Consider the following 15,880-nt stretch of genomic DNA (forward strand, 5'->3'; position numbering starts at 1 on the left):
ATACTGTATAGTTCAGCACATGCTGACTATTGCTTCGCGCCTCGACGTCATGAACCGGCTCGGCCGGGCCATGGCCGATCCGACGCGCTCCCGAATCCTGATGACCCTGCTAGACGGTCCGAGCTACCCGGCCGTGCTCTCGGACAGCTTGGATCTGACGCGCTCGAACGTCTCGAACCACCTGACCTGCCTGCGCGACTGCGGCATTGTCGTCGCTGAGCCGGAGGGCCGCAAGACCCGCTACGAAATCGCCGATCCGCACCTCGCGGCAGCGCTCGACGCGCTGGTGGACGCGACGTTGGCTGTCGACGAAAACGCCCCGTGCATCGACCCTGAGTGCTCGGTGCCTGGCTGCGGCGAGAAAGGAGCGGACGCATGAGTTCAGCATGTGGATGCGAGCACGAACCCGCCACGGAGATCGAAGAGCTCGATCGGCCATGGTGGAAGGACCCTGAGCTACTGCTCCCGATCTTCTCCGGCGTAGCCCTCGGCATAGGCCTGGCACTGGACTGGTCCGGGCTGGAGACACCCGCGACGGTACTGTTCTGGGTCGGCCTGTTGTTGGGTGCGTACACTTTCGCGCCTGGAGCGATCCGGAACCTTGTCACGAAGGGCAAGCTCGGCATTAGTTTGCTGATGACGATCAGCGCGGTCGGCGCGGTGATCCTCGGCTTCGTCGGAGAGGCCGCGGCGCTCGCGTTCCTGTACTCGATCGCCGAGGCGCTGGAGGACAAGGCGATGGACCGGGCCCAAGGCGGACTGCGAGCACTGTTGAAGTTGGTACCGCAGACCGCGACGGTGCTGCGCGACGGCACGGCGGTCGAGGTCGCTGCGAAGGACCTCGTGGTTGGCGAGCTGATGCTCGTGCGCCCCGGGGAGCGGATCGCCACGGACGGCATCATTCGGTCTGGGCGCTCCAGCCTGGACACCTCAGCGATCACCGGAGAATCCATTCCAGAAGAGGTTGCGCCCGGTGACGAGGTGTCCGCGGGAGCGATCAACTCCGCCGGTGTGCTGGAGGTCGAGACGACCGCAGCTGGAACGGACAACTCTCTGACCACAATCGTGGACCTGGTCGAGCAGGCGCAGGCGGAAAAGGGCGACCGGGCCCGGATCGCCGACCGGATTGCCCGACCCCTCGTGCCCGGGGTAATGGTCCTGGCGGTGCTGGTCGGCGTGATCGGTTCATTGCTGGGCGACCCCGAGACGTGGATCACCCGTGCGCTGGTGGTCCTGGTCGCAGCGTCGCCGTGCGCGCTGGCAATCTCCGTGCCGCTGACGGTCGTGGCCGCGATCGGCGCGGCCAGCCGGTTCGGAGTGGTCATTAAGTCCGGCGCGGCATTCGAGCGGCTCGGCGGCATCCGTCACCTGGCGGTGGATAAGACCGGAACCCTCACCCGCAACCAGCCCGAGGTTACCGGCGTGATCCCGGCAGATGGATTCGATTCCGCGCAGGTGCTTGCATTCGCGGCGGCAGTTGAGCAGCAATCGACGCACCCCCTCGCCGCGGCGATCGCAGCAGCGGCGCCCGAAGCACCCGCCGCCCTGAACATCAGCGAGGAAGCCGGGCACGGCATCGGCGGCACCGTCGAAGGCCAACGGGTGCTGGTGGGCAGCCCCCGGTGGATCGACGCCGGGCCACTGAAGGCAGACGTTGAGCGCATGGAGTCCGAGGGGCAGACCTGCGTCCTGGTCACCGTCGATGGCGCCCTCGCCGGAGCGATCGGGGTCCGCGATGAGCTGCGGCCCGAGGTACCCGAAGCCGTGCAGACCCTGCACGCCAACGGCGTGGAAGTGAGTATGCTCACCGGCGACAACATTCGCACCGCCCGGGCGCTGGCTGACATCGCCGGAATCGACGACGTGCGCGCCCAGCTGCGCCCGGAGGACAAGGCAAGCATCGTCGCCGAACTCTCCTCCACAACGCCGACGGCGATGATCGGCGACGGCATCAACGACGCGCCGGCACTGGCGGGTGCGACGGTGGGCATAGCGATGGGAGCGACCGGCTCTGACGCCGCTATCGAGTCCGCTGATGTCGCCTTCACCGGCCATGACCTCCGACTAATTCCGCAGGCACTGCAGCACGCCCGCCGAGGCAGCAGGATCATCAACCAGAACATCGTGCTGTCTCTGGCCATCATCATCGTGTTGATGCCACTGGCGATCAGCGGCGTGCTGGGCTTAGCCGCCGTCGTATTGGTTCACGAGGTCGCCGAAGTCATCGTGATCTTGAACGGCCTGCGGGCCGCGCGGACGAATCGCTGAGTCGAGTTACGCGGACCGAGCACTCCGGGTCTCCAACGCGGATCTTGGCGCCATCTCAAAACTCTGGCTGCCGAGCTTCATCGACACGGCCCGCGACTACCTGGGCAGTGTGTTTGGCAAAGGGCCCCACGCCCATCAGCGTTGCCGAGCCGTCGCCGGTCCAGTTGCCATAACCGACTAGATGCAGATTCTTCACCGCGGGTTCGCGGCCGCGCATGAGGTGGCGGAATGGGCCGAGGGCCGGACGGAAACCAGTGCACCAGATCAGGTGGTCGTGGTCGAGCTCGCTCAAGCTATCAAAGATGGGGGTAGCGGTGAGCTGACCGGAATCGCGCAGCTCACGGAGATGAGGAAGCGCGACAATGTCCCCGAGGTTCGGGCCGGAATCGCCGCCGAGAATCCGGCGGCGGCTGCGGAGGAAGAGATCGCGGCCGTCGATGTCGTCGGGCATCCAGCGCGGACGCTCAAGTGTGAACCATGTGACCTCCGACGTTCCGATGAGGTCCGCGGCGATCTGGGCGCCCGAGTTCGCCCCACCGACCACAGCGACCTTCGCGCCGCGGAATGGTTCTGGACCCGGGTAGGTCGACGAGTGCCACTGGTGTCCGCGGAAGGTGCCGGGATAGTGGGGCACGAAGGGCGCGGACCACGTGCCTGTGGCCGCGATAACGTGTTCCGCCGTGAATTGACCGGCGGTCGAATCTAGGAAGAACATCCCTCCGTCATGGGACACACTGCGAACGTTCACTGGGCGCCTCACCGGGAGGTCGTACCGTCGTTCGTAGCTTTCCAGATAGTCGATGACATGGCGTGCCGGCGGGTACCCCGGGTAGTGCGGCATAGGCCAACCGGGCAGGTTGGAAAACTCCGCGGCGGAGAAAAGCGTCAGTGAAGGCCACGCATGCAACCACGCTCCGCCGGGTTCTTCTTGGTTGTCCAGGACCAGAAAGTCCACTTGGAAGCGCCGCAGGTAATAGGCCGTGGCCAAACCGGACTGGCCACCGCCGACGACGATGGCAGTGTGGTTCATGCCCGCGAGTGTAGCGGGGTACGGTGGCACCCATGCGCATCTTCACCGTCGGCCACTCCAACCTCGAATTCGACGAGTTCGTGCGAATGCTTCAGGCGGCCGGGGTCGCGGCGGTCGTCGACGTGCGCAAGCTGACCGGCTCGCGGAAGTACCCGTGGTTCAACGACGACTTCCTCACCCAGCACCTTCCCGAGCACGGCATCGACTACATGAAAAACGAAGGCCTGGCGGGGCGGCGCAACGTATCCAAGACGATCCCGTTCGAGGTCAACGCCAACTGGCAAAACCGCAGCTTCCACAACTACGCCGACCACGCCCTGGGTGAAGAGTTCGCCACGGCATTGGAGAAACTGCGCCAGCAGGCCGCTCACACGCCGACGGCCATCATGTGTTCCGAGGCAGTGTGGTGGCGCTGTCACCGCCGCATCATCGCCGATCACCTTCTCGCCCACGGGGACGAGGTGGAGCACGTGATGGGGTTGGGGGCCGAAGGTGCGTCGATACGCAAAGCAACGCTTAACGACGGCGCCGTGGTCGGCGATGACCTCCTCGTACGCTACCCCGCGCGGGACTAGCACCTACACCAGCGGCCAGGGGTACGGAAACTCGGACTGGGGCTCCGGCAGCCACGGCAGGCGCACGATGCGCGAGGCGCGCGATTTGAGCGCCTCCACCTCTTCCGGCGCCAACAACGCCGCCACCTCCTCCGGCGCCTCCGCCGTGAGCGGCTCGACCGCATCCACCAACTCGGATGGGATCGTCTGGTGCGCGAAGTCCCAGATCACGGTGCGCAACTTCGGGTCTTGGTGGAAGCACAGTCCCTGGTCGATGCCCCACACGTGGTCAACGCGGTTCGCGTTAGGCGCACGCGCGAGCAAAACGTGGCCCGATTTACGGTCCGTGTTATTCACCAATAGGTCGAAAACGGCCATGCGCAGCAACTGGGGATGCAGGTCGGGGCGGGTCTCGTACAGCGGGAAGTAGTGAGAACCGTCGTTGTCCACGTAGTACTGCAACGACCCGACACCGAGCGGGTCGACCTCGCGCACCACCGTGGGCGGCACTATGTCCCAGCCCAGCCACTCGCTGAGCAGGTACGCGGCCCGCTCGCGCCGCCACAGCCCCGCCGGGAAATCGTGGAGGTAGCGCTCCCCCGCCTCGGGCTTGAAGATGCCCCAGCAGTAGTCCTCGTGGCCGTCGTCGCGAGCAAGCGTGAGGTCCACAAGCACCGTGAGGTTCGAGGACTCCGCGACCTGGCCCACGAAACCGACCTCGCCGTGTTGAAGCAGTTCAAGCAGCTCATTCGCGGTCACAGCTCAAGCTCCGACACCGAGCACGGTTCCGCCGGGATCTGCTGGAACGCGCCCCAACCCCGGCCCGTGAAATGCGCCAACGCCGCCTTGATCGGGTCGGCGTGGGTGAAGCAGGCCACCGCCTCGCCTGGGTGCCGCGCCGCGATCGTGCGCACGCAACGTACGACGCGGTGTTGCATCTCCACGAACGACTCACCGCCAGGGAAGCGGAACTCCCCGGGCCGCTTCTGCACCACCTGCCACTCGGGCAACCTGGCAAGGTCGGCCAGGGATTCACCGGTCCATGTGCCGAAATCGGCTTCTAAGAGGCCGTCGTCAAGCATGAGCTCTTTGTGGAACCGTGCGCAGGTGGGTAAAGCGGTCTCGCGAGCGCGCTCGAGCGGTGAGGAATACACCGCGTCGACGCTGGCGAGTTGCTTGGCCACAGCCGCGGCTTGCATGCGCCCCCTCTCCGAAAGGTGCAACCCCGGCGTGCGTCCGGGAAGGATTGTGCCGGTCGTCGGGGTCTCGCCGTGGCGAATGAGGTAGATGGTGGCCATGAAGTGATGGTAAGCCATCTTGGATACCTACCCAGGAAACCCGCGTACCCTGGCCGGCATGACTGAAGCGCCCAACTCCCGGCCATCCATCACCACCCTCGGCGAGCTCAAGGCCGCTGGCTACACCTACAAGACCGTGCGCGAAGAGATGCGTGACAACCTCGTCGCCACACTGCGCGCCGGCGAAAACCCGTGGCCCGGCCTCCACGGCCTCGAGCACACCGTGTTGCCGCAGGTCGAACGCGCCATCATCGCTGGCCACGACATCGTGTTGCTCGGCGAGCGCGGCCAGGGCAAGACCCGTCTGCTTCGCACGCTGCCTTTGCTTCTCGACGCTTTTGTGCCCGCCATCGAAGGATCCGAACTGCGCGAACACCCCCTGAACCCGCTGACGGACGCCGCGAAGCGCCGCGTCGAGGAGGAAGGAGACGCGCTGCCCATCACCTGGATCCCGCGCGAGGCCCGCTACTCCGAGAAGCTGGCCACCCCGGACACCTCCGTGGCGGATCTGATCGGCGACGTGGATCCGATGCGCGTGGCCGAGGGCCGCCGCCTGGGCGACCCGGAGACCATCCACTACGGCCTTATCCCGCGCTCCAACCGCGGCATCGTGGCCATCAACGAGCTGCCAGACCTGGCGGAGCGCATCCAGGTGGCCATGCTCAACGTGATGGAGGAAGCCGACATCCAAATCCGCGGCTACATGCTGCGCCTGCCGCTGGACGTGCTGGTGGTGGCCTCGGCGAACCCGGAGGACTACACGAACCGCGGGCGCATCATCACCCCGCTCAAGGACCGCTTCGGCGCTGAGATCCGCACCCACTACCCCATCGAGTTGGACGACGAGATCCGCGTCATCGAGCAGGAATCACGCCTCACGGCCACTGTTCCGCAACCTATCATGGAGGCCCTCGCCCGGTTCACCCGCGCGCTGCGCGAATCCGACGCGGTGAACCAGCGCGCCGGCGTCTCGGCCCGCTTCGCCATCGCCGGCGCCGAGACAGTCGCAGCCTCCGCCGCCCGCCGCGCCGCCATTACCGGGGAGGACCCGGTCGCGCGCCTAGTGGACCTGGAGGCCGCCGTCGACGTGCTCGGCGGCAAGGTGGAGTTCGAGCACGGCGAGGAAGGCCGCGAGTGGGACATCCTCGAGTACCTGTTGCGCAACTCCGTGGCTCAGACTCTGCGCCCCCGGATCAAGGGACTTGACTTCGCCCCGCTGATCGAGGCGCTCGACGGCTCCACCTTCATCACCACTGGCGAAAACATTACGGCGGCAGAGTTCCTCAACGGCCTGCCCCAGCTCGACGGCACGCTTTACGGAGATATTGCTTCGACCTTCAACGCCGAGAGCGAGGGCGAGCGCGCTAGTGCCATCGAGCTCGCGGTGGAGGCGCTCTACCTCACCCAAAAGATTTCGAAGGACTCCGGCGAAGGTGAGACCATCTATGGCTAAACAGCGCAGGTACCGCAGGTACACCCCGGGCCCGGATCCGCTCGCCCCACCGCCCGACCTGGCCAAGGCGGTGCGCGCCATTGCCGACGAGGTCATGGCCGGCTACTCCGCCGAGTCCGCGCTTCGCGAGTATCTGCGCCGTGAGGGTTACGACGACTTCCTGCGCCAGATCGCGCAGCGCCGCCAAGAACTGTTGCAGAAGACCAATCTCGGGGGCACGCTCCAGGAAGCACAGAAGCTTCTCGACGAAGCGGTGCTCGCCGAACGCGGCCAACTCGCCCGCGACGTGGACATGGACGATCTGGACCGCACAATGCGGGAGATGACGCTGGACAACCTGCCCGTCTCCCCGGCGGCGGCGGTGACCGAACTGAACGGCTACGACTGGGCTTCCTCCGACGCGCGCGAGAAGTACCAGCAGATCAAAGACCTCATCGGCCGCGAACTCTTAGACCAGCGCTTCGCTGGCATGAAAGAGGCGCTGGAAGGTGCCACCGATGAAGATCGCGCAGCCGTCGCCGAGATGCTTCGCGATCTCAACGTGCTGTTGGGCAAACATCGCGCCGGCATGGCCACGGAGCAGGACTTTCAGGATTTCATGGCCAAGCACGGGGATCAGTTTCCGGAGAACCCCCGCAACATCGAGGAATTGGTGGAGCTGCTCGCGCAGCGATCGGCGGCAGCCCAGCGATTGCTCAACTCCATGACACCCGAACAGCGCGCCGAGCTCATGCAGCTCGCGTCCGAAGCCTTCGGCTCGGAGGAGCTGATGAACCTCGTTGGCGAGCTGGACGCGAACCTGCGCGGCATCCGCCCCGACCTGGACTGGACCGGGTCCGAACCGTTCGACGGTGATGGGACATCGGGCGGCATGGGCCTCGGCGAAGCCACCCGCGCGACGCGCGACCTCGGGCGCCTCGACGAGCTCGCTGCCATCCTCGGAGGCGAACGCCCCGGAGACATTGACTTAGACGACGTCGCCGACCTCTTAGGCGCTGACGCCGCCACCAGGGCTAAGCATCTGCGCGATGTGGAAAAAGCGTTGCGCGACTCCGGATTGCTGAACAAGGGCGAGTCCGGCTCGCTACAGCTGTCCCCGAAAGCGCTGCGCATGCTGGGCAAGGAGCTGTTGAAGGACGCGACCTCCCAGTTATCCCGCGGCCAACGCGATTCCCGCCTCGCCGGTCAGCTGGGCGAACCCACCGGCGGCACCCGCCCCTGGGAGTTCGGCGACACTCAGGCTTGGGACACCACCCGGACCATCACGAACGCTCTCCAGCGCAGCGCCGCCAGTGGCGAGCCCTTCGCAATCACCGTGAACGACATCGAAGTGGTCGAAACCGAGGCGCGCACGAAAAACGCCGTCGCACTGCTTGTGGACACCTCCTTCTCCATGGCGATGGAAGGCCGCTGGACGCCGATGAAGCAGACCGCGCTGGCGCTGAACCACCTCATCACCACGCAGTTCCGCAGCGACGAGCTCGCGCTAATCGGTTTCGGCCTCTACGCGCAGACGCTGACGATCGAAGAACTCACCGCCCTGCCGCCGATGCCGGAAAAGGGCACCAACCTGCAGCACGCGCTGCTTCTCGCCAACGAGTTCTTCACCCGCCACGCCGACTACGACCCGACGCTTCTCATCGTCACCGACGGCGAACCGACCTCTATCCTGACCGAATGGGGTGAGCCCTACTTCAACTGGCCGACCGACCGCATCACACTCGCGCGCACGGTCGACGCGCTTGACACGGTGACCAAACGCGGGACGAAGATCACCTTCTTCCGCCTCGGGGATGATCCAGGGCTTGTTTCGCTTATCGACGCCCTCGCCAACCGCTCCGGCGCCAACGTCGTCGCACCCGACCTCAACGAGCTCGGAGGCGCTGTGGTGGGAGAGTTCCTCCGCTGGTAACGACGTTAAACGCTAAACGTTGAACTTGAATCCCGCTGGCAGATTCGTTGGCCAGCGGGTTTTCTTTCTGCGCTGATCAGGGTGCCGTTCGTCGTGTCCATATGCCTCGTGTATAGCTCCCAAGCATGCGCTATTAGGTCTCCTGGGGGATTTTTCACGCGGGGATATGGGCCTCAAGGCCTCTCCAAAACATGTGACGTGCTTCATAATTGGTTAAAGCCAAACCAACTTGCGTTACTTAACACGCTAGGTATTCAATCGCCACCATCCACGCTCGAGCCTCATAGAAAGCCGACCATGAAACGCATCCTCGCGATCCTCCTCACCCTCCCTCTCGCGCTCACCGCATGCAGCCAAACTGATGAGCCCGAGCCAGCCCCCACAACAATCGCCGCCCCAACCACAACAGAAACTCCTAAAGGAGAAATCGGAAAGCCGTTCGCATTCACCGAACAGATCGACCCCACAGCGCCGGCATCATCCGGCACCATGATGATCGATGAGCTATACGTCGGCCCGGCAGCAGCCTGCAAAGGGGCAATCACCGAATACGGCCAAAGGCAGACCGCCGACTACCTGCACATCGTGACCACTGTCGACCTGGAAAGCCACAGCACCGACATGTCATTCGTTCTGAGCGGGCCGAAATTCCTCCAAGGAAAACGAGTACTGGCAGACGGAGAAGCTGACCACTCGTACCTCTTGTGCGACATCGAGGACGGGATCTTCGACTACCACGAAGGCATGAAGGCGAACGAAGAACGAGTCTTCTACGGAGCCTTCGAAATCCCCGAAGGAGCCGACAAAATAGAGCTGCATGGGCGAACGTTCAATATGAGCGACGTCGAAAAAAGGGACAGCACGCCACCAAGCACAAACCCAGCCCCTGGGCAGCGGGCAGAAGCTCCTGAAGCCCCCCACGTCGTAGAGTGCCTCGAAGGGACACCAGGACCAGCCCTAATGTCGGACGGATCAATCCAAAACTCCGATTACTGCTTCCAACAGCTCGGCGGAGAAGCGTACCTCGAAGAAGAAGGCAGACAGTGCGTCGGACCAGCATCAGAATGCGGGTACGGCTACGACGAAAATGGCAACCCGAATCCGACATCCGGAGAGATCCAGACCTACCACGGATGCGAAGACGGGTACATCACTGATCCAGAACTTTGCGCCGCTGTCCGGAAGAAGATCGAGGGATAGGTGGTCCAGAGCAAACCTGCTAAAGGGAAAGACAAGAACTGCCACGTGACCTTCGTCGCACACTGGCGCGACCCAAGAGGCAAATCTTCCTCAAAGTCATTCCCTTCCACGAAGTATGACCAGCCTCAGAAAATGGCTGTCGCCTACGAGCGCGAGATCTAGGGCGACCTCGACACCGGCTCTTACATCTCCCCGCAGACAGGAAGATGACCGTTTAGGTCGTGCTGCAGCGGCGTTAGCGCAGGTGCTTTGCGACGAATTTGCCGCCCGCCAGTACTACAGTTTCTGGATATGGAGACTTCAAGCAAGGACCTGGCTTTCCTGGCAGATGGAGAGGGTCTGCTGATCCTTAGCGAGGAAGACCGCTTTCCCGCTACTTCTGCACCCGCGTTTTCGCCTGCGTCACCGCAAGTGCTTTTCCGCGCAAACAATGTGCTGAGCACGATTTCAAACCGGCAGTTCAAATCCGGCAAATATTACAAAGCTACGGACGAAACTGCGAAGCTGCTCCAGCATCGCACGTCGTCTGGACCGGTTCCTGGAGTCCTACGCCGAAGCGATCTTGGGCTCGCTGACAATCCAAGTCGATTCTTCAAACACACCTCGTTTCAAGAGGTCAAGTTTTCGCCCGCCATGACTTCGACCGCCGCGGGCATCGCAGCTCAGGCTGCAATTGAGGCAGCAATTGCTGAAATCAAGGAGTATCTAGAGGTCATCGATGAGAAGCTCGATACTCTCCTCCGGCAGCGTAAGGTTGACGCACTAGCGCAGCTTGGGGGTATCCAGTACACGATTGAAGAAGCGGACGAACTTTACCGGCGCAGCAGTAGCGTCTCCTCAACTACTTGGTCGAAGATCGACCACCTCGGATCAGCGCTCAACGGCATCGAGTCTTACGCCATCGAACAACTCGATGACGCCGTTGATCAGCTCCGGAAGCAGAAGAACAACTCCAAGAAACTTGAAACCCTTCTAGCTGGGTTGAAAGGTGATCTGACGCTTTGGCTGGGTGTCGCTGCCCGGAGCATCTACCTCCATGATCGGATGTATGTCCTTGAGATCGCCCACGTGAATGAGTTTGAGCCCCGCCAGCTGGATTCTCACCGAGAGGGAATCCACGACGCGCGCAAGGATCGATTGGAATCGACCACCCGACGTCTGCTCGAGATGGATACAGCCGTCCGTGAGACAGCCAAGTTGAGCAATCAGGTCTGGGTCACAAACCCGATTCGTGCTCGCCACATCACCGCGCAAGCGAACGAAATTCACGACATTATTAGTGCGTTTGCGCAGCATTTGCGAATGAGCGTAGAAGACGCAGAGCGTCTTCACGTCCAAGGATGGCGTCAATCTGTGGTATCGCTAGCGGGCGACACCGTCGATGCTGCGAACCGCGCCCGCCAATCGGCGGTGGATCAAGCGCAAAAAGCCACTGAGAAAATTCGCGACATGAACGACGACCGGCTACTTGCGAAGGCCGCTGAAATCGAAGCCCGACGGGAGAAGGAAGAGCGAAAAGCACTCGACTCAACCGACGACGAGAATTATTCTGAGACAGATTCCCGTCCGTCGCGACGCGGTCTTCGTTTCCGCCGAGACAAGAACGACTCGTAGGGCACCTAAACTGGGCTACATGAATGACCTGACCATCGCGCCCGGCCCGGGTATCCCCGGCGGCCTCGTCGTCGCCGCCGCGGACCTGTCGGAGCGGTTTGCGAGGGCGTCGGGGCCGGGCGGCCAGGGCGTCAACACCACCGACAGCAAGGTGCAGCTCTCCATCGACATCGCGGCGTGCGCATCGCTTTCCGACGCCCAACGCCGCCGCGCCCTCCACAACCTCGAACACCGCCTGGATGGCACTGTGCTCACCGTCAGCGCGTCGACGCAGCGCTCGCAGGTCCGCAACCGAGCTGAGGCTCGTCAACGCATGGCCACCCTATTGCGTGAGGCGCTCGCCCCGCCTCCTCCCCCGCGGCATAAGACGAAGCCGACGCGCGGCTCGGTGCGGCGCCGTCTCGAAGCGAAGAAACGGCGCTCGGAGCTGAAGTCGACGAGGCGCCGGCCCCGGCTGCCGTAACACCGCTCCTGCAGGCTCATTCGAAAGAACCTCAACAGCCGAAAAGCCGTGTCCCCAGCTCAGATGCCTGAGGGGAAAACGAGTGGCGGCTCAGGGCATCCCACGAATCCTCGAAGAAGACGAAGCGAGACGTGGTGCCCGGGATGCATAATGTTGCCATGAAAAACCCTTTCGCGGCCGCCGTGGACGCTGCCGGCGACAGCTACCTGCCTGTCTACGGCAGCACAGTCACCCCGGACGACTTCACCTTCGCAGGCGGCATGTGGCATGTCGACGCTCTCGGTCCGGACGGAAGGCAGAGGCATTATGAGCTTGATGTGATCGACAAGAATTTCGTCGACGGCAGCGGCGACCTGGAAGTGCTGCGAGCGTTCATCAATGGCACCCGCGTGATGTTCAAAGACATCCACTCCCTGCGCGAACGGCCGGCGTCCCCGCTGGACTGGTACGACGCCATCACGTACTACGACGCGAAAGGCCTCGAGCTGCTGCGCCAAGATCCGCGCTGGGCGGGCGAGAGCGTCGAAACCATGATGGAGCGCGTCAAGCACAATGTGGTCAGTATCCACCAGGAGGTCCTGCGGCTGGGCCACTTCGCCACTGCCGCGGACCTCGCCGCCGCGCTGCGCGAGATCCTCTCCGCCACCCCACTTAAAGTCGAGGTCCGTCCGGTCGTGTCCTGGCCCGCCGACGCCGAAACCGCACCGGCTGACGGGCAGGGAGACTTCGCCCAGATCATCGCGACCGGTGAGGGGGACAAGTTCACACTCCTGCGCAACAGCACGGACAACAACCCGCTGCTGTGGTTCGAATCCATGTCGGAGCTCCGGCTCACCCAGCATGCCTTCGCCAGCTTCGACGGAACTCATGTGCTCCACGCCCAGGCGGCCGTCGCCCAGCGCCTCTCCGAGCTGCCCGATCACGTTGTCTTCGGCGACGAATCCCGAACCGACGACCAGTGGTGGGCGCTGTGCTTCCCGCAGCTCGACGTGCTGATCATGATCCCGAAAGACACCTCCGCACTCACCGTCACCATCGACGGCGACGGCCAGCAGATCACGGTGATGAGCGAGTTCGTCGGGCACTTTGCCCGGCGGCGGCGGCTCGAGGACGCGCACGAACGCCGCTGGGCTTGGCTTGCCGACGACACACGCACCCACTCCGAAGAAGACATCCGTAACGCCATCGCCGACGCACTGAACAAGATCGGAGCCCAGCAATGATGCCGGAGACTCAGACCGCCCCGACCCGCACCCGTCTCGTGGCGGGCGTGATCGAAGAAGCAGACGACGACCAGATCATCATCGACGACGGCGGCGTCCCCGAAGAGGAAGATGGCTGGGGCCACAAAGGCTGCGATTGGGACGAATCGCCGTGCGGCGAGATGAAAGAGTACTTCATCTCCTACCGTTGCACAGTGCCAGATCACGCCGACCACGCCACCCACACGGAGCAGTTCTGCCCGCGCCATTACGCGCTGACGCTGCACTACATCCTCGAGGTCCGCGTCCCGCTAAACAAGAGCACCTTCGACGCCGAGATCTTCAGCCACGGCCCACTAGCAGGAAGCTAGAAATGCACGCTTTTCGACGCCCCGTCCACGCCCTCCTCGCCGCCACGACCCTCATGGCTCTCACAGCGTGCAGCGCAAGTGATCTCTTTTCGTCTCTCCCCAAGCGAAATCTCAAACCTTGATGCGTATGCCGCCTCTCACGGGTGGTCACGTTCGCGTGCGATCCGCGAGGCCCTTAAAAATGCTATCTGAGATCGAGGTCCGCCGAAGCGCCGAGAAACACGGCATCGAACCGGAGGACTCAATGAAGACACGTGTGCAGTACCGTTTCTAACCCCACTGCGGGTTGCCCACGTCCACACCTTCAGCCGCCGCGTGGGCGGTGACCAGCTCGAGCAGGTAGTCCTGCGCGCCGCCGTAGGCTTCGTGGAAGCGCGCGTCGTCAACGTACATGCGCGCGAGGATGAGCTGGCGAGCCGGGGTCGCCTCGTACCACTGGGCGATGCTTGCGCGGTGGCGCTCAACCAGTGCTTCGGCTTCCTCGGAGCCGGGTTCCACGCCGGAATCGCGTGCGGCGATCAGATCCGCGGCGAGCTCGTCCTGTTCTTCCTGCAGGCGCTTGAAGTCGCCTTCGCCCATTTGCGCGAGCTTTTCCTGGGACTGCGCCCACTCCGCGGTATCACCCCAGCGCTGCTCAGCCTCCTCCTGGTAGGCGGGCATATCTTCACCGAGGTACTTCTTCATTGCGTCCATGTCGATCGATCCTTTCGTCGCGTTATCAATGAGGTGCTGGACAGATGTGAGTTGAGCGTCGAGCGTGCGCCGTCGAGAAGCAAGTGCTTCTTGGTGGTGCTTGAGGGCGCGGGTGAGGGCGGCTCCGGAAGCGTCGAGAAGCTGCGCGATCTGCGCAAGCGGTACGCCGACTCCGCGGTAGAGGGCGATGGCCGCGCCGCGCTCGAGGTCAGCCTCCCTGTAAACGCGGTGGTCGGACCACGTGCGCGCGGGTGTGATGAGGCCGAGCGCCTCCCAGTGACGCAGCGCCTTGGTGGAAACGCCGAGGGCTTCTGCGGCCTCGCTGATTGTGTATTCGATACCATCTGCCATGGGTGCGATTGAACAGCTTGCCGCAGGGGCAAGCGCAAGTTGGGAGCGATAATGGACGAAATCCGCGTGGGCGACGCCGAGCGTTCGGAAGCACTGGACCGGCTGGGAACGCTGTTCGCGGACGGCTACCTGGACGTGGGAGAGTTCGAAGAACGCACAGGTCAGGCCGCGGTTGCGCGCACGCGCGGGGAGCTTTCAATGCTTTTCGACGACCTCCCGGCCGAACCGGCCACATTGGAGAAGCGGACGGCGTCCGAGGTCGAACTGGATGAGAAACTCGCAGCGAAGCGGAAGATGGACACCGCGCTCTACACCACCCTCATTGGCGGCTTGGCGGTCTATTTGGTGCTGGAGATTGGGCTGGATCTGGACTACGCCTGGGTAGTGTGGCCGGTGGTGGGCGCACTCGCGGTCGCTTGGTACGCCGTCTTCGACATCTCCGACGAGGAAGACGAGATCCTCGAGGAACTGTTAGAGAAGGAACGTTCCGATCGCGCCGAGCGACTGAAACTCGCCGCCGAGCGACGCAAGGAGCTTGGGAAATAGCCGAGAGTTTCTGTACGCTCCGATTAGAGTGGGCGCATGCGTTTTCGTCGTGCGTTCGGCTCCGAGGCGTGACTACACGTTGAACTTGAACTCGCCGGTACGTCGTCGCAAAGTTACTCCCTCTCGTTAACACCATCAAAAGGAGTGTTATCCAATGAAAGCGTTCGGCTTCTTAAGCTTCAGGCATTACGCCTTCGGCAGCTAGCGCGGGCCATCTGCGGAAAAGATCGCCAAGACTCATCTGGAGATCACCCAGGCTGCGGACGAAATCGGCGTGAACAACGCGTCCTTCCGAGTCCACCACTTCGCGCTGCAGGCCTCCGCCCCGATGCCGCTGCTGTGTGCTGTCGCGGCCACCACCAAAAATATCGAGGTGGGCACCGGCGGCATCGACATGCGCTAGCGCATATCGGGGTTGTAGCGTTTGAGTCATTGACTCCCGTCGTCTACAAGTACCTACACACTTGATCGGTGCTGCACGTTTCAGGGTCCGGGTGCGCGGCGTCCTGTCTGAGGTCTGCGATAGTGTCGCGCAGCACGGAGAGCTGCGCGATCTGCTGCTCGATCTCAGCGAGGCGCACGTCAAGCAGGTCGCGCACGTGCTCGCAGGGCGCATGGCCGCCGTCGCGGATGTCGAGGATCTGGCGGATCTGGGCGAGGGTGAGGCCCGCGGCCTGGCCGCGGTGGATGAAGTCGATCCGAGCGACCGTCTCGGGCGCGTAGTCGCGGTATCCGGACGGCGTGCGCTCGGTCGGGGGCAGAAGGCCCTGTTCCTCGTAGAAGCGAAGGGTCTTCGCGGTAGTGCCCGCCCTCTCGGCGAGTTCTCCGATCCACATTGCTGTCTCCCTCCGTGGCCGCGCTTGACCTTCCCCTGCACTGGAAGGTCCAGTATGGCTGAGACAGAGCAGAAAGCCAAGAGTTGACA

Annotated in this window: 16 protein-coding genes and 1 pseudogene; 12 read left to right on the forward strand and 5 right to left on the reverse strand. The window is 63.4% G+C overall.

What is annotated here, in order from left to right; genetic code table 11:
- The first annotated feature begins 19 nt into the window (after positions 1-19).
- Entirely contained in the window at positions 20-379 is a 360-nt protein-coding gene (cmtR, locus tag CAQUA_RS07430; RefSeq protein ID WP_196823852.1) for a Cd(II)/Pb(II)-sensing metalloregulatory transcriptional regulator CmtR, read from the forward strand.
- A complete protein-coding gene (locus CAQUA_RS07435; RefSeq protein WP_196823851.1) occupies positions 376-2,268 on the forward strand; it encodes a heavy metal translocating P-type ATPase in 1,893 nt (630 codons plus the stop codon). Before cmtR ends, CAQUA_RS07435 begins: the two co-directional genes overlap by 4 nt.
- Positions 2,269-2,323: 55 nt before the next feature.
- Here CAQUA_RS07435 and CAQUA_RS07440 read toward each other — a convergent pair whose 3' ends face one another.
- Complete coding sequence (locus tag CAQUA_RS07440; RefSeq protein WP_196823850.1) at positions 2,324-3,298, reverse strand: NAD(P)-binding domain-containing protein; 975 nt, start codon at positions 3,296-3,298, stop codon at positions 2,324-2,326.
- A gap of 32 nt (positions 3,299-3,330) precedes the next feature.
- Here CAQUA_RS07440 and CAQUA_RS07445 point away from each other — a divergent pair, with 32 nt between their 5' ends.
- Complete coding sequence (locus tag CAQUA_RS07445) at positions 3,331-3,873, forward strand: DUF488 domain-containing protein (RefSeq protein ID WP_196823849.1); 543 nt, start codon at positions 3,331-3,333, stop codon at positions 3,871-3,873.
- A 3-nt stretch (positions 3,874-3,876) separates the two neighbouring features.
- Here the strand turns inward: CAQUA_RS07445 and CAQUA_RS07450 are convergent, their stop codons facing one another.
- Positions 3,877-4,611, reverse strand: a complete 735-nt coding sequence (locus CAQUA_RS07450; RefSeq protein ID WP_196823848.1) for a protein kinase family protein — start codon at positions 4,609-4,611, stop codon at positions 3,877-3,879.
- Positions 4,608-5,168: a histidine phosphatase family protein gene (locus CAQUA_RS07455; protein ID WP_231375326.1), complete on the reverse strand. Its 561-nt coding sequence runs from the start codon at positions 5,166-5,168 to the stop codon at positions 4,608-4,610. The genes CAQUA_RS07450 and CAQUA_RS07455 overlap by 4 nt, the downstream gene beginning before the upstream one ends.
- A gap of 40 nt (positions 5,169-5,208) precedes the next feature.
- On the opposite strand from CAQUA_RS07455, the gene CAQUA_RS07460 reads away from it, so the two are divergent.
- From CAQUA_RS07460 to CAQUA_RS07490, 7 genes are all read left to right on the forward strand, one after another.
- The gene (locus CAQUA_RS07460) at positions 5,209-6,603 is read left to right on the forward strand and encodes a MoxR family ATPase (RefSeq protein WP_196823847.1); all 1,395 of its coding nucleotides are present in this window, start codon (positions 5,209-5,211) and stop codon (positions 6,601-6,603) included.
- Positions 6,596-8,515: a vWA domain-containing protein gene (locus CAQUA_RS07465; protein WP_196823846.1), complete on the forward strand. Its 1,920-nt coding sequence runs from the start codon at positions 6,596-6,598 to the stop codon at positions 8,513-8,515. The genes CAQUA_RS07460 and CAQUA_RS07465 overlap by 8 nt, the downstream gene beginning before the upstream one ends.
- 297 nt (positions 8,516-8,812) lie before the next feature.
- A complete protein-coding gene (locus CAQUA_RS07470; RefSeq protein WP_231375325.1) occupies positions 8,813-9,715 on the forward strand; it encodes a hypothetical protein in 903 nt (300 codons plus the stop codon).
- 291 nt (positions 9,716-10,006) lie between these two features.
- A complete protein-coding gene (locus CAQUA_RS07475; RefSeq protein WP_196823845.1) occupies positions 10,007-11,329 on the forward strand; it encodes a hypothetical protein in 1,323 nt (440 codons plus the stop codon).
- A 19-nt stretch (positions 11,330-11,348) separates the two neighbouring features.
- Positions 11,349-11,792, forward strand: a complete 444-nt coding sequence (arfB, locus tag CAQUA_RS07480) for an alternative ribosome rescue aminoacyl-tRNA hydrolase ArfB (RefSeq protein WP_196823844.1) — start codon at positions 11,349-11,351, stop codon at positions 11,790-11,792.
- A 158-nt stretch (positions 11,793-11,950) separates the two neighbouring features.
- The gene (locus CAQUA_RS07485; protein WP_196823843.1) at positions 11,951-13,015 is read left to right on the forward strand and encodes a hypothetical protein; all 1,065 of its coding nucleotides are present in this window, start codon (positions 11,951-11,953) and stop codon (positions 13,013-13,015) included.
- Complete coding sequence (locus CAQUA_RS07490) at positions 13,012-13,365, forward strand: hypothetical protein (protein WP_196823842.1); 354 nt, start codon at positions 13,012-13,014, stop codon at positions 13,363-13,365. The genes CAQUA_RS07485 and CAQUA_RS07490 overlap by 4 nt, the downstream gene beginning before the upstream one ends.
- Positions 13,366-13,635: 270 nt before the next feature.
- On the opposite strand, the gene CAQUA_RS07495 is transcribed toward CAQUA_RS07490, so the two are convergent.
- Positions 13,636-14,409, reverse strand: coding sequence for a MerR family transcriptional regulator (locus tag CAQUA_RS07495; protein ID WP_196823840.1), 774 nt, complete (start codon positions 14,407-14,409; stop codon positions 13,636-13,638).
- Between the two features lie 51 nt (positions 14,410-14,460).
- On the opposite strand from CAQUA_RS07495, the gene CAQUA_RS07500 reads away from it, so the two are divergent.
- Together CAQUA_RS07500 and CAQUA_RS11225 are read left to right on the forward strand one after the other, a co-directional pair.
- Positions 14,461-14,955 (forward strand): DUF1707 SHOCT-like domain-containing protein, encoded by a 495-nt coding sequence (locus CAQUA_RS07500; protein WP_196823839.1) that lies wholly within the window; start codon positions 14,461-14,463, stop codon positions 14,953-14,955.
- Between the two features lie 154 nt (positions 14,956-15,109).
- Positions 15,110-15,355 (forward strand): annotated as a pseudogene (locus CAQUA_RS11225) (LLM class flavin-dependent oxidoreductase); the annotation flags it as partial.
- Positions 15,356-15,401: 46 nt separating this feature from the next.
- Here CAQUA_RS11225 and CAQUA_RS07510 read toward each other — a convergent pair.
- Complete coding sequence (locus CAQUA_RS07510) at positions 15,402-15,791, reverse strand: heavy metal-responsive transcriptional regulator (RefSeq protein WP_175935297.1); 390 nt, start codon at positions 15,789-15,791, stop codon at positions 15,402-15,404.
- Between the last annotated feature and the right edge of the window lie 89 nt (positions 15,792-15,880).

This window comes from Corynebacterium aquatimens (assembly GCF_030408395.1).
GTDB lineage: Bacteria > Actinomycetota > Actinomycetes > Mycobacteriales > Mycobacteriaceae > Corynebacterium > Corynebacterium aquatimens.

What these genes read in the sequence shown, in the direction of transcription:
- CAQUA_RS07460 (WP_196823847.1), top strand. Translation starts at nt 5,209, where the DNA reads ATGACTGAAGCGCCCAACTCCCGGCCATCCATCACCACCCTCGGCGAG.
- CAQUA_RS07465 (WP_196823846.1), top strand. Translation starts at nt 6,596, where the DNA reads ATGGCTAAACAGCGCAGGTACCGCAGGTACACCCCGGGCCCGGATCCG.
- cmtR (WP_196823852.1), top strand. Translation starts at nt 20, where the DNA reads ATGCTGACTATTGCTTCGCGCCTCGACGTCATGAACCGGCTCGGCCGG.
- CAQUA_RS07510 (WP_175935297.1), bottom strand. Translation starts at nt 15,791, where the DNA reads ATGTGGATCGGAGAACTCGCCGAGAGGGCGGGCACTACCGCGAAGACC.
- CAQUA_RS07495 (WP_196823840.1), bottom strand. Translation starts at nt 14,409, where the DNA reads ATGGCAGATGGTATCGAATACACAATCAGCGAGGCCGCAGAAGCCCTC.
- CAQUA_RS07470 (WP_231375325.1), top strand. Translation starts at nt 8,813, where the DNA reads ATGAAACGCATCCTCGCGATCCTCCTCACCCTCCCTCTCGCGCTCACC.
- CAQUA_RS07440 (WP_196823850.1), bottom strand. Translation starts at nt 3,298, where the DNA reads ATGAACCACACTGCCATCGTCGTCGGCGGTGGCCAGTCCGGTTTGGCC.
- CAQUA_RS07435 (WP_196823851.1), top strand. Translation starts at nt 376, where the DNA reads ATGAGTTCAGCATGTGGATGCGAGCACGAACCCGCCACGGAGATCGAA.
- CAQUA_RS07500 (WP_196823839.1), top strand. Translation starts at nt 14,461, where the DNA reads ATGGACGAAATCCGCGTGGGCGACGCCGAGCGTTCGGAAGCACTGGAC.
- CAQUA_RS07485 (WP_196823843.1), top strand. Translation starts at nt 11,951, where the DNA reads ATGAAAAACCCTTTCGCGGCCGCCGTGGACGCTGCCGGCGACAGCTAC.
- CAQUA_RS07455 (WP_231375326.1), bottom strand. Translation starts at nt 5,168, where the DNA reads ATGGCTTACCATCACTTCATGGCCACCATCTACCTCATTCGCCACGGC.
- CAQUA_RS07475 (WP_196823845.1), top strand. Translation starts at nt 10,007, where the DNA reads ATGGAGACTTCAAGCAAGGACCTGGCTTTCCTGGCAGATGGAGAGGGT.
- arfB (WP_196823844.1), top strand. Translation starts at nt 11,349, where the DNA reads ATGAATGACCTGACCATCGCGCCCGGCCCGGGTATCCCCGGCGGCCTC.
- CAQUA_RS07490 (WP_196823842.1), top strand. Translation starts at nt 13,012, where the DNA reads ATGATGCCGGAGACTCAGACCGCCCCGACCCGCACCCGTCTCGTGGCG.
- CAQUA_RS07445 (WP_196823849.1), top strand. Translation starts at nt 3,331, where the DNA reads ATGCGCATCTTCACCGTCGGCCACTCCAACCTCGAATTCGACGAGTTC.